At 56.1% G+C, this 15,259-nt stretch carries 13 protein-coding genes and 1 pseudogene; 4 read left to right on the top strand and 10 right to left on the bottom strand.

Features of this window, described 5'->3' with window-relative positions; all coding sequences use genetic code 11:
- Nucleotides 1–20: 20 nt before the first annotated feature.
- The gene (locus J5278_RS30380; RefSeq protein WP_209186664.1) at nucleotides 21–971 is read right to left on the bottom strand and encodes a LysR family transcriptional regulator; all 951 of its coding nucleotides are present in this window, start codon (nucleotides 969–971) and stop codon (nucleotides 21–23) included.
- A 509-nt stretch (nucleotides 972–1,480) separates the two neighbouring features.
- On the opposite strand from J5278_RS30380, the gene traR reads away from it, so the two are divergent.
- Nucleotides 1,481–2,185, top strand: a complete 705-nt coding sequence (traR, locus tag J5278_RS30385) for a transcriptional regulator TraR (RefSeq protein ID WP_209186663.1) — start codon at nucleotides 1,481–1,483, stop codon at nucleotides 2,183–2,185.
- 9 nt (nucleotides 2,186–2,194) lie between these two features.
- Here traR and J5278_RS30390 read toward each other — a convergent pair whose 3' ends face one another.
- Entirely contained in the window at nucleotides 2,195–2,503 is a 309-nt protein-coding gene (locus J5278_RS30390; protein ID WP_209186662.1) for a transcriptional repressor TraM, read from the bottom strand.
- Between the two features lie 236 nt (nucleotides 2,504–2,739).
- Between J5278_RS30390 and J5278_RS30395 the strand changes: the two genes are divergently transcribed.
- Nucleotides 2,740–3,006: a helix-turn-helix domain-containing protein gene (locus J5278_RS30395; RefSeq protein WP_209186661.1), complete on the top strand. Its 267-nt coding sequence runs from the start codon at nucleotides 2,740–2,742 to the stop codon at nucleotides 3,004–3,006.
- A gap of 77 nt (nucleotides 3,007–3,083) precedes the next feature.
- Here J5278_RS30395 and pepT read toward each other — a convergent pair whose 3' ends face one another.
- From pepT to J5278_RS30425, 6 genes and pseudogenes are all read right to left on the bottom strand, one after another.
- Nucleotides 3,084–4,343 carry a peptidase T gene (gene pepT / locus J5278_RS30400; RefSeq protein ID WP_209186701.1) on the bottom strand — a complete coding sequence of 420 codons (1,260 nt, stop codon included), beginning with the start codon at nucleotides 4,341–4,343 and terminating at the stop codon, nucleotides 3,084–3,086.
- Between the two features lie 88 nt (nucleotides 4,344–4,431).
- Nucleotides 4,432–5,667 (bottom strand): CapA family protein, encoded by a 1,236-nt coding sequence (locus J5278_RS30405; protein ID WP_209186660.1) that lies wholly within the window; start codon nucleotides 5,665–5,667, stop codon nucleotides 4,432–4,434.
- A 93-nt stretch (nucleotides 5,668–5,760) separates the two neighbouring features.
- A complete protein-coding gene (locus J5278_RS30410; RefSeq protein WP_209186659.1) occupies nucleotides 5,761–7,431 on the bottom strand; it encodes an ABC transporter ATP-binding protein in 1,671 nt (556 codons plus the stop codon).
- The gene (locus tag J5278_RS30415; RefSeq protein WP_209186658.1) at nucleotides 7,428–8,303 is read right to left on the bottom strand and encodes an ABC transporter permease; all 876 of its coding nucleotides are present in this window, start codon (nucleotides 8,301–8,303) and stop codon (nucleotides 7,428–7,430) included. Before J5278_RS30415 ends, J5278_RS30410 begins: the two co-directional genes overlap by 4 nt.
- 11 nt (nucleotides 8,304–8,314) lie before the next feature.
- A pseudogene (locus J5278_RS30420) lies at nucleotides 8,315–9,291 on the bottom strand (ABC transporter permease).
- 6 nt (nucleotides 9,292–9,297) lie between these two features.
- Complete coding sequence (locus J5278_RS30425; RefSeq protein WP_209186656.1) at nucleotides 9,298–10,890, bottom strand: ABC transporter substrate-binding protein; 1,593 nt, start codon at nucleotides 10,888–10,890, stop codon at nucleotides 9,298–9,300.
- 516 nt (nucleotides 10,891–11,406) lie between these two features.
- Between J5278_RS30425 and J5278_RS30430 the strand changes: the two genes are divergently transcribed.
- Together J5278_RS30430 and J5278_RS30435 are read left to right on the top strand one after the other, a co-directional pair.
- Nucleotides 11,407–11,634 (top strand): helix-turn-helix transcriptional regulator, encoded by a 228-nt coding sequence (locus J5278_RS30430; protein ID WP_257623530.1) that lies wholly within the window; start codon nucleotides 11,407–11,409, stop codon nucleotides 11,632–11,634.
- A gap of 311 nt (nucleotides 11,635–11,945) precedes the next feature.
- Complete coding sequence (locus tag J5278_RS30435) at nucleotides 11,946–13,241, top strand: ATP-binding protein (RefSeq protein WP_209186654.1); 1,296 nt, start codon at nucleotides 11,946–11,948, stop codon at nucleotides 13,239–13,241.
- On the opposite strand, the gene J5278_RS30440 is transcribed toward J5278_RS30435, so the two are convergent.
- Both J5278_RS30440 and J5278_RS30445 read right to left on the bottom strand, forming a co-directional pair.
- Nucleotides 13,216–13,722, bottom strand: a complete 507-nt coding sequence (locus J5278_RS30440; protein ID WP_209186653.1) for a GNAT family N-acetyltransferase — start codon at nucleotides 13,720–13,722, stop codon at nucleotides 13,216–13,218. The genes J5278_RS30435 and J5278_RS30440 overlap by 26 nt on opposite strands.
- Before the next feature lie 121 nt (nucleotides 13,723–13,843).
- Entirely contained in the window at nucleotides 13,844–15,247 is a 1,404-nt protein-coding gene (locus J5278_RS30445; RefSeq protein WP_209186652.1) for a hypothetical protein, read from the bottom strand.
- Between the last annotated feature and the right edge of the window lie 12 nt (nucleotides 15,248–15,259).

Below are 15,259 nucleotides of genomic sequence, written 5' to 3' on the forward strand. Positions count from 1 at the left end.
ATCATTTTGCGGTTCGCATCCTATCGAGGCCTGCAACTTTCACATTTATTGGACGGGAGACCGGGTTCTCCCTCTGCAAATTCTACCAGCACATTGACGGCCTCCTGCAATACCGGACCGAGCCGCCGGCCTTTTTGCCAGAAAACAACATAGTGGTAGAGCGCGCTTGGCTCGGAGGGGCGGACCTCAACTTGGAAGGCGGAAATCTGGCGGGCAGCAAACGTGTTGCTGCTGGCGATACCCAGCCCAGCGGCGACGAAATTGATTTCTTGACCGATGATATCGACCTCGATCGCCAGATGCGGTTCCGCTCCCATGTAGCGCAAAGCATTCTCATTCATCTGGTGTGAATGCATTTGTGGTTCGAGATCGGCGAAAGGTTCGCCGATCAGATCCTCCGGCCTAATGAGTTCCATTTGCGAGAACCGGTGGCTAGGATGGAAGATATAGACATTCGTCGCCGTTGCAGCTGGGCACCAGTCGAAGACCTTCTCGTCGAGCGGTAGCCGTGCAAGCCCGATGTCTGCGCGTCCGTTGAGAACGTGATCGGCAACCTCGTGATAGCTGCCGGATTTGAGGTGGATAGCTGAGACTGGCTGGCGTGCGCGAAGTTCCCGAATGACATCGGGCAGCAGCCTGAACGAGAATACATAGGGCGCGGCAATGCTTATCGAGTCGCGTTCAATGTCCTTGAGGGAAGCGATCGTCTTGGCAATCCTGTCTATCTCGGTAAAGATGGCATCAGTGTCGCGAAAAAGAGCCATCGTCGGGGCCGTTGGAACTAGCCGTGCCTTGTCGCGCATGAACAACTGCACGCCGAGCAGTCTCTCCAACTGCTTGACCTGCTGGCTGACGGCAGGTTGACTGATGTCGAGAGCTTTCGCCGCCGCTCTTTCTGAGTCTGTTCTGACGACTTCGCGCAAGATCTGGAGCTGCCGCAGAGTGATGCCTGTATTTGCGATTTCCACCATCTTTGAGCTTTCGGCCGGGAACTGGCGACTCCTTCGCGCACAAAGGTCAGTTGATAGGACCCTTCACACAGACAAAATATTCATCCAATTATACACCTGTCTAGCTGCCCTCCGCGACAATGGTATAAGCCCTGCTTATCAAAAAATATTATTGCTTATAAATTGACCATGCTGCAATTCTGGGCAACTCTCTCATTTAGATGCCACCCGGAATACCCGGCGCAGGTGCGCAGCTAAGACAACCGGGACAATCCCATGGAGGCGGAGATTAACATTTAGCAATGGCGTGAACAGCAGACCGCTTAAAGTTCTCCAACATGCCATCATTCATTTCGCGCAGGTAGAGCTAATTCATTGCACTATAAATTTGAGACGAGGATATGCTTTTAGGATCACGATACTCGCTCGATAGGCGAACCGACCGCTAGTTCCATAATGATAATTATGCAATCTACGGTTGATTTCAAGGGCGCCTACCTATCCTAAAGGATGCCGAAAGGAGTGACCATATGCAGCATTGGCTGGACAGTATGACAGACCTTTCGGCAATCAAGGGTGACGAGAAGATCGTCAAGCAAGCTTTGGCACACCTCACGAAACAAGCCGGCTTCCAAGGCTACGCCTATCTGCACATCCAGCCAGGTTACACAATTGCTGCTTCCAACTACCATCCCGATTGGCGAGAGAAATATTTCCGACAGAATTTCGCAGCCGTCGATCCAGTCGTCAAACGCGCCAAGTCACTCAAACAACTCTTCATTTGGAGCGGCGAACAGAACAGACACCACCTATCCAAAGCTGAGCGAGCGTTTTACGCGGAGGCCGCCGACTTCGGCATTCGCTCCGGCATTACCATTCCCGTCAAAGCGGCAAACGGATCGACAGCGATATTCACGCTTGCCTCCGAAAAAACTGCGGTCGAGCTTGAACGTGATATCGATTGTGTGGCGGCCGCCGCAGCTGTGGGGCAACTCCACACCCGAATGTCTTTCTTGCCGTTGACGCCGGATGTTCAGTACCCAGCTTGGCTGGATCCCAAGGAAGCCGCCTATCTCAACTGGATCTCTGTCGGCAAGACGATGGAGGAAGCCGCCGATCTGGAGGGCGTCAAGTACAATTCCGTCAAAAGCAAGCTCGAAGAAGCCAGAAAGCGCTTCGAAATCCACACCATGCCGCACCTGGTTGCGCTGGCAATCCGGGCAGGCCTTATCTGAGCAAAGGCGTCAATTGTCGGATGCGTTTGGGATATAATCTAGAATTCCAAGCAGCATATTCAGGGCGTTCATCTGCATGTGCATCGCGATCATGGCGTCCACGTATTCGAGATGCTGCTCGCCGCCAACAGCTTTTCCAGTTCTATGGTCTGGTGGCAATGCCTGGAACAATTGATCAGCCTTCTCCACGAGTTTTCTGTGGAGCCGAATTGCATTGACCGTCAAAGTCTCAACGTCCGCTTTATTTAAACCCCGTGTAAGCCCGATCACCGGGCGCAGCTCACTCGTATTCGACACTGTCGCGTCACTCAAATCCATTACCACCACCAGCCAAGTTTAGTCTGCGGCCCGCCCCACAGTGTATTATCGGTAATCCCCAGCTTGCGAGCTGAAGACTGTCCCGGGACCGCCCCTGCGGACCTTCAACTTCGTAGCGCCGCGACATCCACAATTCAGATGGCATACCTCACCAACCGCTCGAAGCTATCCACTCTCATCCGTTTGTAGAGTATACTCTGTAGATGAATGCGCTGCAACGCGCATGACTCCAACTTATGAATATTCGAGAGATCTTCGCGCTGAATCTCAGAACACTGCGAAACGACAAGGGGTTTTCGCAGGAGGAGCTGGCGCACCGGGCGAACGTCCATCGCACCTATGTCAGCTCTCTGGAACGATGTGTCTATAGCCCGACGATCGATATGGTCGATGGCCTTGCCAAAATACTCGGCGTAGAGGCCTTTGAGCTTCTGGTTTCGAAGCGCCTGCCCGGCCCCCAGAAGCTTGGTACATCCGATTCCGATTATTCCTCCGATGCGTGATTTCGAAGTGAGTGAGGCTTGCGCCACTTGAAACAAATTCCGTCCATTACATGGCGCAAATCGTGGAGTTCACCCGTTCATGGTTCACACTTTGCCGTCTCGTACCCGTTGGCATGTTCCGCTGCAAGGGCGCAGAGCATGAGAGCGGTCTGATAAGATTTTTCGAAGGCAGGGACGGGCAAGAATTCGAAGCGCGAATGGAAATTGTAGGCGCCGGTGAAGAAATTTGGGGTAGGCAAGCCGCGCGCCGACAGTGACGCCCCGTCGGTTCCGCCACGCATGGGAGTCAGTTTCTTTTCGATTCCGAGTCTGTCCAAAGCGGTGAACAGCAGCTCGGCTGAACGCTTGTCGCCCTGGAGGTAGTCGCCGATGTTGTGATAGGTATCGGCCACACTGTATTGCACCGATCCTGAAGTGTATTGCGACCCGATCTGTCCAGCGACTTCACCGATGCGTTCTTTCCGTTGCTCGAATTTTGCCTTGTCGAAGTCACGGATCATAACCTTGAGCCGCGCCTCGCTGTCGTTCGCAACCAGGTCCTTGAACCAGAAGTATCCTTCGCGCTTCTCCGTGCGTTCAGGTGTTTCGTTGCGGTCGAAGTGGGAAATGAAGTCCAGCGCCATCAGCAGCGGATTGACCAATACGCCCTTTGCCGACATCGGATGAGCGCTCACGCCGGTAAAGACGATCTCGCCGGATGCAGCGTTGAAATTCTCCACGACGACTTCACCAAGCTCGCAGCAGTCAATGGTGTATGCAAAGTCGCACGGGAAGCGGCTGAGATCGAGCGCCTCGGCGCCCCTCAGCCCGATTTCCTCGTCCGGAACGAAGGCGACGCAAATGTCACCGTGAGCCTGCGAAGGCTCGAGTTTGGCAAGGAGGGTCATGATAACCGCAATGGCTGCCTTGTTATCCGCTCCAAGTACGCTCGTGCCGTCACTCAGAATAATATCCTGGTTTTGCCAACCGAGAATTTCCTGATGGTCCGCCACTCTCAACCAGATGTCTTTCTCCGGGTTGAGGCATAGATCCAGCCCCTCGAAGCGTTTGATTTGCGGCCGAATGATCGGGGAGAGACCGACATCGACGGTATCGAGATGCGCGACGAAACCGATTCGTAGAGCGCCTGGACTATTACCGCGCTTAACACCCGTCACGATCGCATGCTCATCGACGACGACATCATCGACGCCAAGGCCGCGCATCTCCTCTGCCAACAGCCCGGCGAGTTCATGCTGTCCGGGCGTAGAGGGCAGACGCGTTGAGGCGGCATAACTCTGGCTTTCTACGGCGACATAGCGGAAAAACCGGCTGATAAGTTCATCCCGAATGCTCATCGTTTCTTGTGCACTCGAATACATCAATTCCCTCATTAGCGATGACGATAATGCTCTTGGATGGCGGCGTCCGGTGTGCACACGTAGTTCAGATGCGAAGAATGCCAATCCCGCCTTCCAGTTCGATCTGCACGCCCAGATTTGCCGATTGCTCCTTGAAGCGCCGCAGGATTCTCTCCGCACCCTCTCCCGTTGCAAAGTGTGGAACCAGTCGATTTTCGAGCAAGCGATCCTTCAATCCGTTTTCTCCGCCGATCACGATAGGATATAAGTTGATGTCGATCAGATCGTTATCCTGCCCGTAAGAACAAACACCGATGACACTCTCCCATACTTCAGGTGCCAGCCACGTCGATTTTTCCGACCTGACATGGAAGATGAAATTTCCGAGACTATGGAAGATCGGACGACGTCGATAGATCTCCATGGGTTGCAGCACCGGCGCACCATGGCTGACGAACATGGCCGCACCTGCGTCGATGCATCGTCTTGAGACGACACTGGTCCAATCCGGCACCTGATACCAGTCGGAAGCCCAATGGTGGTGGTGCAAATAAGCTATGACGAGGCAGCCATCTCTGGCAGCGGAAGCAATTGCCTCAAGGTTTCGGCTCATGTCGCTTTCATCGACTTTGATACCCCTGCCGAACGTCTCGGATCGTCTGAAGATGGCGCGAGCAATCCCAATCTCCTCATGCGGATCAACATGCCGTGGGTCTTCCGGTTGGCTATCATTGGTCAGGTCTATCGCAGTATAACCCACGCTTTCCCGAATGGAGCGAAGCTGCCCGAAGGCTGCGTCATCGACCTTGATGACCTGTGACAGCCGCAGCCGATTTACGCCGGGGCGCTCAGGCCGGCCTATATCTGCATTTTCTGCGTACATGAAATCGGGACCCGGACCGCCGTCCATGGCGACGATGGCGACACGTCGCCCGCCGATTGTTCCGGTGCCTGCCTTTGCTGCCTCGAATTGGTTGCGGCCGAGACCCGCATGGAGGAAGGCTCGCTTCCCGACCTCTTCGAGGGTCGAGAGCACGCCGGATGGGCCGAGATCGAAGGCATGATTGTTCGAGAGCGACAGTGCCCGAAACCCGGTCGCCTGCAGCGCATCCAAGACGACAGGATCGCTACAGCCGAAGAATGATCCCTTGAGCGGCCATCCGCCATGGCTTCCAAGGATCGTCCCCTCGAAATTGGTGAAGGCAAGATCCGCTCGGTGAAGTAATGCCTGTACTTCCTGAAAAGCCGGTGCGCGGTTAGTGCGGATGTCGTATTTTATAAGGGATTGGCCCGTGACGGCCAATGTAAACCTGTCATTCATGAGTCACCTTTTGGGACGGCAAAAGCCGCCGATGTTCGGAAAACGAATGTTGGACACGGAAGCCGCCAGCGCGCCGCTATGGTCCGGCAGCCCTCAACAAGTGAACCGGCGGGGCCGGGCGTCGATAAGGGAGCGCGTGTAGGGATTTTGCGATTGTGAGAAGATGAAGGCGGATGACCCGAAGTCCTCGACCCGTCCATCCTTGAGGATATAGACGGAACTGCAGAGCTGCTGCACGACGGCAAGGTCATGGGAGATGAAGACCATCGTGATATGCTGCTCAGCAATGCTGTCTTGGAGAAGCTTGACGATTTCGGCCTGCACGGAAACATCAAGTGCGGAGGTCGGCTCGTCAGCAATGATGATCTGTGGCCTCGCGAGCAGTGCCCGAGCGATGCAAACGCGCTGCTTCTGGCCGCCCGACAGTTGATGTGGATATCGGGCGAGGAGGCTCCCGGATAGACCAAGGAGATCCATCATTGGCCCGATATCCGCCGGACGTTCGCCGGATCGCATATCTGCGCCAAAACGCACGCTTTCCCACAATGTTTCGCCGACGGTCATCCTGGGATTGAGCGAAACCGCAGGATCCTGAAACACCATCTGCACACAGCCAAGGAGGCCGTTCCGGCGGCCGCTCTTCGACACATCAAACGCGTTTTCCCCGATCGTCACTCGGCCCACTGAGGCCGTGTCCAGTCCGGCGATGATACGGCCGAGCGTAGTCTTTCCGCTTCCACTCTCACCGACGATGCCGGTGATCTGGCCACGCCGCAGCCGTATGCTTGCGTCCCGCAACGCAAATTTTGCCACGTTTCGGCCAGGGCTCCATGGGAAGCCCTTTGGAGAGAAGGTTTTCGAGACGCCCTCTGCAACAAGATGCATATTGTCACCCTCCTCCCCCTCGGAGGACATGGTCCGGCTCGCGTCGGCCTCCGCCTCCACTGGCGCGGTCGAGATCCGCAGCCGTGGGACTGCGGCAAGTAGGCTGCGGGTGTAGTCGTTCGCGGCCGCATCGAGAATGACTTGGGTGCGATCCTGCTCAACCACCTGGCCCTTTCGCATGACAAGAACACGGTCGGTTATCTCGGACACCACTCCCATGTCGTGGGTGACCAAGATGATAGAGACGCCAGTCTCATCGACGAGAGCTCGAAGGAGTTTGAGAATTTGCTTCTGGACCGTGGCATCCAGCGCTGAGGTCGGCTCGTCGGCGATGATGATGTCGGGAGATCCCGCCAGGGCAATCGCAATAACGGCCCGTTGTCTTTGCCCTCCCGAGAATTGATGCGGATAATTGCGATATCGTCGCTGCGGCTCCGAAATGCCGACCCGGGCCAGAAGCTCGACAGCCCGTGTGCGAGCCTCGCGTCTCGAGACAGACCCGTCGATCGCCAGGACGGTTTCCTCCACCTGCGCGCCGACGCTCATCAGCGGATCAAGCGAGCCAGTATGATCCTGGAATATCGCGGATATTCTTCGTCCTCGGATGGCGTCCCCCTGCACTCTCATCGCGTCGATCGCCTTGCCCTCGAATTCGATCGTCCCCGATACCAGTTGAAACTCAGGCGCAAGCAAGCCGAGGACGGCATTGCCCAATGTCGATTTTCCGGCCCCTGATTCACCGATGATGCCGAGGATCTCGCCGCGCTCAAGCGCGAAACTCACGTCGTTCAGGATCGTCACCGGTTCTGACGCATCGCGGTGACGAAGGCCGAGGTTTTTCACCCGAAGCAGAGGTGTTTTTCCAGGTTCGTGTGTCATACCGGACGGCTCCTTGGATCGAGACGGCGTCGAACATCTTCACCTACGAAGTTGATGCTTGCGATCAGGCCGAAGAGGGCGAGGCCGGGGAAAAGGCTGATCCAATACTGGCCAGTCAAAAGGTACTGGAAGCCATTTGCGACCGTGGAACCCAGAGACGGCTTGTCAATTGGAACGCCCAAGCCGAGAAAGGACAAGGTCGCTTCCAGCGCGATCGCATGGCCGACTTCGATTGGGATCAAGGTCACCGCCGGCGCGATGCTGTTTGGGAGCAGATGACGAAAAATGATCTGGGATGTCGGCAACCGCATGAGTCGGGCCGCATCCATATAGGACTTATTCGTCTCGCTGAGCGCAACGCTACGCGCCAACCGGGCATAGCTCGCCCACTGGGCGATGATCAGCGCCAGAATGATTCGGTCTATTCCGGGGCCAAGCGTGACGATGGCGATCAGGGCGACGAGGATCGTCGGAAGGCTGAGCTGAAGGTCGACGAGCCGCATGATCGCGATGTCCACCCACCTGCCGAAATAGGCGGCGCTGACGCCCGCCGTCAGCCCTATCAGGGCAGCGACGGCTGCACTCGTGACGGACACCACCAAGCTGATGCGCAAGCCGTAGAGGATACAGCTGAAGATATCCCTGCCAAGCCCGTCCGTTCCAAGCAGGTAAAGATAGCCACCACTCCCCCACGTGCCAGGCGGAGAGGACGACTCCCATCCGTAAATTTGCAAGGGGTCGTAGGGGTTTTGCGGCGCAATCGTCGATGCGGCAAGGGCAAGCAGGACGTAAGCCATAAGCAGGATTTTGGACGGGGTGAGCACCGGCCATTGCGGACGCCGGTTCAATGCCCGGACAATATGAGCTTTCATGGCGGTTCCCTTTATGAGGACAGGCGCACGCGCGGGTCGAGCGCGGCATGGAAGAGGTCAACAAAGGCGTTGAGGGCGACGAACGCGACCGAGATGAAGGCCAGTGTCGCCATAACCACTGGCCGGTCCAAGAGTTGGATGGAGTCGATCAGGAGCTTGCCTACGCCCGGCCACGAAAAAATCGATTCAACGACCACCGCAAAGGCCAGCATACCGCCGAATTGTAGGCCAATGATCGTCACGATCGGTACGCTGATGTTCGGAAGGGTGTGGCGAAACACGATCCGTCGCGAGGAAAGCCCCTTCGCACGACAAAACCTCGTAAACTCCAGGCTCTCGACTTCTATCGTGCCTGATCGAGAAAGCCGCGCGATAAGCGCGATGTTAGGTATCGCCAGAGCAAGCACGGGAAGAACCATGTGCCTCAATCCGTCTCCGGTAAGCACGCTCCATTCCTGTCCGAGGAAACTTGCCGTCGCACCCCTGCCCCCGGATGGAAACCAACCTGTCAGGATTGCGCCGGTGAGGATCAGTACCATGCTCAGCCAGAATGATGGGACGCTCAGTGCGAACACGCTCGATCTGAGGACAGCCCGGTCGAAGAGCGTTTCTTGCTTCCGGCCAGCCAGGAGCCCTACCCCTATTCCAGCCGGAGCCGCAATAAGCATCGCGGCACATGCGAGCTCGAGCGTCGCGGGAAGCTTGCTCATCACCAGTTGAAGAGCCGGCAGATGATAGATGTATGAGGTACCGAAGTTCCATGGAGGACGTTGCCTATGAAGAGTAGGTACTGGCGCCAGATCGGCTGATCCAATCCCAACGCGATCGTTGCACGCCGGATATCCTCCGGCGTGGCGGTTTCGATATTGACGATGTTGAAAACCGGATTGCCCACGCTGTGAATGCCTATGAACCCGATCAACGACATGGCAAGGAGGAGGAGGAAGGCTTGGCCCAGTCTTCCCAGCGCAGCTGACATCAAGGGCATGATCACTCACTCCGTCGCTGGAAGTGTCTGCATCGCGGTCGTCCACCCGCGGGGGTGCATCATGTAGGAGCCAACACGTGGGCCGTAACCGACGATATGATGGAAGTGGTAGAGGGGAATGATCGGCTGATCGGCCATTACGAAATCTGTGGCATCGGCGAGCGCCTCGTTTCGTGCCGGTCCTTCCTGGACGCTTTCCGCCTTTGCCAGCATCGCGTCAAATGCCGCGTTGTGGTAGTGCCCGAAATTCAAGGCCCCAGTTCCACGCTCGGGATTTGGCGAAGCCAGGAGAGCATTCAGAATGATGTCGACCGCCTCTCCGGATGTGCCGCCGTACCAGACAGCATAGTCGCCCGCAGCTCGCTTGGTATTGAAGACCGAGAACGGAAAGGCAACAGGCTGGGCGGTGACTCCGATACGAGCCCAGCTTTGTGTGATCGCCTGGAGGCTCTCGGCGTCGCCGGGATATCGGCCTGTAGGTCCAGCCAGAATGACGTTGAACCCGTTTGGAAAGCCAGCCTTTGCGAGAAGGGCTTTCGCATCGTCGTAATTGGTAGCCTCTGGCTTCAGATTTGCTGATGTGCCCGGCAAACCGCCCGGAAAAACCTGCGCTGCGGCGGTGCCGTAACCGGCAAGGATCTTGTCAACGAGAATGCCGCGATCCGTCGCCATCGCAAGCGCGCGCCTGACCAAAGGGTTCTTGAAGGGATTGGGGACCCGGTCGCCCGAGTTGCTCGTCACGCCGGGAACTGTCTCTCTTTCCACATCGAACTGCAAGAAATTGATGCGCGCCGCCCCGACGCTTGCAATCCTGGTGCCCCGCTTTTTGAGCGAAGCCACGTCGCGCGCCGGAATGGCGTCGGCAATGTCGACGTCTCCCGTGGTCAATGCCGCCACGCGCGCCGCAGGGTTCTCGATGATCCGGAGCGTCACCGCAGACCAAGCCGGTTTACCGCCCCAATAGTCGTCATTCCTCGTGAGCTTCAGCATCTCACCGGAACTCCAGCTCTCGAACTTGTAAGGCCCAGTTCCGTCGGGAGGGCTCCCAGCATTAAGTTCCTCGGTGGTCTCGAACCCCTGCCCCGGCCGATGCATGACGAAAATCGAGGAAAACGACAGCGGCAGGTTGGGAACATTGCCGTTCGTCTCAATGACGACGGTGAGAGGATCGGGCGCCGAAACCGACTTTATCCCGGCGACATAGGACTGAAAGCCGCCGCTTGGCGGTTTGAGGAAATCCCGAATGCGCTCGATCGTGTAAACAACGTCGTCTGCAGTAAACGGCGAGCCATCATGAAATCTGACGTGTTCCCGCAGCTTGAATTCCCATTGCGTGTGAGACGTTGTCCGCCAGGAGACAGCAAGGCCGGGCTTCAGGTCCAGGTGCTCGTCCTGATAGACGAGCCGCTCGTAGATATGGGAGAGCAGCGAAGTATTTTCGTTAAGATTGGCGTAATGGGGATCAAGCGTCATCAATTTGTACGACGTCGCGATCCGAAGTTCAGCGGCTTGTGTTGGCCCCACCAGAGCGCACCAGACCGCAAGCATGATCAGCAACCCGGACAGCAAAAGTGAACGCAACAGATTTCTCAGTTTCATTGTGGAGTTCCCATTTTCTATATTTTTTGCCGCAGCCTGCATCCACGGCGGATTGGCTCCCGCTACGCATTCATCACCGGCGCAATGTCCTGAAAGATCCGACTTGCGCTTCTCATGGGTTATCTTCGAGATTTTAGATGCGGGAAGCGGCTATCCCACCATGAAAGCTTGGGCATTTAGTTGCTGCTCTGCGCAGGGGTGATTCGGTTAAACGCTGCCGAGCCGCACAGTTGGCGCCAGGTCGCCGTGGCAGCTATGTCCAGCCCCGCATTTACCTGAAGGGAAAGCTCTGAACATGCCTTTAATTACGCTCAGGCCACGAATGAAGACCCTCCCCGGGTGACCGGAGACAAAGTTCTGCTATTGTGGGAATCAGCCATGATCCCAGCTCCCGTAAGCTTGGTTGCGGTGAATCGGTAGGTGTTCGCGCACCTGTCCGATCGTTGACCTGCAGTGTTCCCTACAAAATGATAGAAGTCAATCAGAAAGTTTGTCTTGAGTAATAACATTCTTACAGTGGAGCAATGCCGTGGAGCTCGGGCTATGTTAGGCTGGAGCCAGGCAGAGCTTGCAAAGGCAGCAAATGTCTCTCGTCAAACGATTGCTGATTTCGAACGTGGGGCACATCTCCCGATAAGCAACAATCTCGCGGGTATCGTTGCGGCATTTCAAGAGGCCGGAATTGAATTCATTCCGGCAAATGGAAATGGCGTCGGCGTGCGTTTCAAGAAGCCTATGTCGTAGGCCGATGGGCGGATACAAACCTATCCTGCTTTGTAGCAAACGCCCCCAAGCTCTGGCTGCCACATCGCACTGCTTTTTCCGGCGCGGATGAGGCTGAATAAATAGCATCTTCGTAGAAGAAATTGCATTCCGCTTACTTACAAATTAACGTTTAGCCACAGTTCTATTTAACATTTCACCGTACCTGAAATTAACGTTTAGCCACATTTAAATTGACATTCTGTCAATCTTCCAATTAACATTCCGCCAAGACCGTAAGAGTTCTAATCATCTGATTAAGCCCGCATTTCAATTCCGGCTGGGGAATCACCATGGCTGACGACTTATATGAACGGCACATCAAAACGGAATTAGAGCTCGCTCTTGAGAGCGCTCGGGTCGTTAACCTGATCGGGCCACGCCAAATCGGCAAGACAACCCTCGTGCGTGACATGCTGGGAAGTGGCCGTTTCGTCTCGTTCGATGATGAAAATGTTCTCGCCGCGATTGAAGCAGATCCTCAAGGTCAGATGCAGATCTTGATGACGACGGCGAATGGCGAACCGATCATCATTGATGAAGTCCAGCGGTCAAAGAAGATTGCGCTCACAATAAAACGTGTTGTCGACGCCAATCGCCGGATGGGTCAATTCCTCTTGACTGGCTCCTCCAATATTTTTGTTTCCGCAGATGTGCTAGATTCTCTTGTAGGCAGAGTTCAGACGCTCAAAATGCTGCCCTTAAGCTCAGCGGAGATCGACGACGCTGGCCCATGCTTGCTGCTAGATTGGGCCAAAGAGAGTGGCGAGCAGAATACCCTGCCCCCCTGCAGGAAGATATCAAAGACCGAGATCATCGACCGCATCATGCGCGGCGGATATCCGGAAATCAGACCTCTCCTGGAACGCTCTCGCCAACGCCGGTACAGGGAGTATATCGACACCATCGTGGACCGAGACGTCGCGGACGTAATGAAAATAAGAAGGCCGGACTCGATGCGCCGGTTGGTAAATCAACTCGCCGTCAGAACCGGAAATGAGCTGAACATGACCGACCTTGGCGACAAGATCGGCATGACAAGGCAAGTTACAGGAGAGTATGTAGATATCCTGGAACGTCTGTCCCTTGTCGTCAGGTTGCCCGCCTGGACGTCCGGAGAGGCGGGGCGTGACATCAAACAACCAAAGTGCCACCTGATCGATACGGGGGTGGCCGCGGCCCTGCGTGGATTGGCGGCGAGCGATTTTGCGCTGGGGAAAGATCAAACACCTTTGGGCGCGCTTTTCGAAACCTACGTATTTACTGAGTTGCTGAAATGCATCTCCCTACAGCGCGATGACTGGCGCCTCTATCACTGGCGAGACCGGCGAGGACGGGAAGTCGACGTAGTGGCAGAAAGCGGAAATCTCGTCGTTGGATTTGAGATGAAAGCCTCCTCGACCGTCTCCCATGCCGACTTCGATAACTTCGATGTCTTCAGGGACGGCCCTGCCGCAAAATGGACGTTCTTAGGCCTGGTAATCTACACCGGAGATCAAGTCCTAGCATTTGGGGAGGGGCAACTTGCGATACCTGTATCGATTTTCAGTTCGTTCCCGAAAGCTACCCATTCAGTCGCCGCACCATGATGACCTCGTCAATTTCTCTGTCATCCTCCAGCAGTCCACAAGGGATGCGGCCGATCTCGACAAAGCCGTGGCGCTGGTAGAAGCGCAATGCGGCAGAATTCTCGGCGTTGACCGCTAGTTCCAGTTGGAGAATTCCTAGACCTCTCGCATAGTCCGAAACCACTTTCAGGAGATCTAGGGCAATTCCCGCGCCGCGTTCGCTCTTTCGCACATAGACGCTGACCAGCATAGCGCGATGAGCCATCTTGCGCGGGCGCAGGCGTACGAGCCCCATCATACCGATAGGTTTGCATTTGCCAAACGCGACAAAGATCGGATCATTCACTCTTTGGCGCCATTCCTCTTCACGGAGGAATTGCCAATCCTCAAATCGGCTCGCGAAGGAAGCCGGTTCACAACGAAGGGCCTCCAGCCGGATGCCCCGGAAAACATCAATCTCGTCAGCGGTAATTTGCCTGATCGATACTCGCTCCGCTGCCATGCCGGGCTCCAAAATGAATGAGTTTCAAGCGCTAGGGTTTCGAACCCAGCCGATCATTCGCCGCATTCGGTGCATTCTCGCCGCCAGTTCCAATCGGCCGCCACAATCAAGCTTAAGAAATCTAGGCCCACCGCCACTCCGCGGAAGCGGCGTGAACGGCCTGGGTCTTAATATGCGCCGACAAGTCAGACCAAATCGGATCGCCGGTGAAACTGACCAGGTCACCAGCGGCATCCTGCAGCGACACAGAACCATAGTTGGCAGCCAGCTCCAACGCAGCGCCATTCTCTTCAAGTTCCTTAATTGGATCGCCTCCCTTCGGACGCAAGACGCGGTGCCCCCACACACCCGGCCGCGCGTCGGTTCGAAGCGCGTCAATCAGTTCCCGCTCGCCGACGGCTCCGAGTGCCGCGGCAACAAGGTATCGCATGAGGGGGTAGTAAACGGTCTGCCGGCACCCGCCGAGAACACGAATGCCAGGCAAGATCGACGTCACCAGAAATGTCGTTAGCAGATTGGGTACGAGTTTGCGTTGGCGCAATGAGGTTGCGATGCTTACGGGATCGAACCTCACCTTACAGATCGGAGGGGACCCCCCTGTAAGAACGCCCCTTTGCAACCGCAGGGGAAAAATCCTGCCATCTTCCAAGCCCCAGAAGAAATCGGTTGTCTGGCGTATCCATCCCGCCCACGGACCGGCATTCAGCTGCTCGATCGCCCGTAATAGGCTTCCCGCGAAGAAACCATCACCGGCAAAGCGAGTTGACATCCACGAGGCGCTATCCTCGAAATGGTCCGCCACAAGATCGGCAACATCGATGTCGTCAAATTGCAGCAGTCTGAGAGACGGAGGAAACGATCTCCGCCACAGGACTTGATTGGCGGCCTTGATCGCTTCAGCTGCGGACGAAAATTCGGTATCGGGCAAAATAGCCTTTAGCCGAGCGACAGCTGCATTGTCGGATGCGGCATTTTTCCGAGAAAGTGCAAACCGGTACGGTCCATTAAGACCGCAAATACTGTAAGGCTGCATGCGGCTTCGAGACAGACCAAACACATTCACCAACTCGCCGTCAACCGAGAGCCAGCCGGGTCCCTTTTTAGATTTCTCTACGAACTTCACCGTTGAAGAGCTGTAGCAGATATGCCACCGCTGGCCGTGCGCGGTGAGGCCAAGACCGCTGAATAGATGTGTGTAGAAGGCGTCCGGCTCGATTAGCAAATGGCAGTGAGGACCGCTTTGCATCACCGGCAAAGCCGCCATTTGGCGACTTGCTTGCTCCGCATCGTCCTTGTTGGCCCCTGCCCTCACTGCTGTGCGCGCGAGAAACGACTGCATCCGGCTCATCGCGTCTCCACGGACAGAACATCGTCCCCGGGAGCCGGCTTCGTAGACTGCGAATGCGTAGTCTTTGAGCGGTCTAGGCCAGAACGGTGCAAGGTCTGGCATTAGAAACGACAATGCCGCCCTTACATCCTCCAGCGCGCGCTGATCGGGCCTGGGCGCGCACAGATCTTTGCTCATCTTCACCTCCCG

The sequence above is a fragment of the Rhizobium sp. B21/90 genome (assembly GCF_019355815.1).
GTDB lineage: Bacteria > Pseudomonadota > Alphaproteobacteria > Rhizobiales > Rhizobiaceae > Rhizobium > Rhizobium rhododendri.

What these genes read in the sequence shown, in the direction of transcription:
- J5278_RS30380 (WP_209186664.1), bottom strand. Translation starts at nt 971, where the DNA reads ATGGTGGAAATCGCAAATACAGGCATCACTCTGCGGCAGCTCCAGATC.
- traR (WP_209186663.1), top strand. Translation starts at nt 1,481, where the DNA reads ATGCAGCATTGGCTGGACAGTATGACAGACCTTTCGGCAATCAAGGGT.
- J5278_RS30390 (WP_209186662.1), bottom strand. Translation starts at nt 2,503, where the DNA reads ATGGATTTGAGTGACGCGACAGTGTCGAATACGAGTGAGCTGCGCCCG.
- J5278_RS30395 (WP_209186661.1), top strand. Translation starts at nt 2,740, where the DNA reads ATGAATATTCGAGAGATCTTCGCGCTGAATCTCAGAACACTGCGAAAC.
- pepT (WP_209186701.1), bottom strand. Translation starts at nt 4,343, where the DNA reads ATGAGCATTCGGGATGAACTTATCAGCCGGTTTTTCCGCTATGTCGCC.
- J5278_RS30405 (WP_209186660.1), bottom strand. Translation starts at nt 5,667, where the DNA reads ATGAATGACAGGTTTACATTGGCCGTCACGGGCCAATCCCTTATAAAA.
- J5278_RS30410 (WP_209186659.1), bottom strand. Translation starts at nt 7,431, where the DNA reads ATGACACACGAACCTGGAAAAACACCTCTGCTTCGGGTGAAAAACCTC.
- J5278_RS30415 (WP_209186658.1), bottom strand. Translation starts at nt 8,303, where the DNA reads ATGAAAGCTCATATTGTCCGGGCATTGAACCGGCGTCCGCAATGGCCG.
- J5278_RS30425 (WP_209186656.1), bottom strand. Translation starts at nt 10,890, where the DNA reads ATGAAACTGAGAAATCTGTTGCGTTCACTTTTGCTGTCCGGGTTGCTG.
- J5278_RS30435 (WP_209186654.1), top strand. Translation starts at nt 11,946, where the DNA reads ATGGCTGACGACTTATATGAACGGCACATCAAAACGGAATTAGAGCTC.
- J5278_RS30440 (WP_209186653.1), bottom strand. Translation starts at nt 13,722, where the DNA reads ATGGCAGCGGAGCGAGTATCGATCAGGCAAATTACCGCTGACGAGATT.
- J5278_RS30445 (WP_209186652.1), bottom strand. Translation starts at nt 15,247, where the DNA reads ATGAGCAAAGATCTGTGCGCGCCCAGGCCCGATCAGCGCGCGCTGGAG.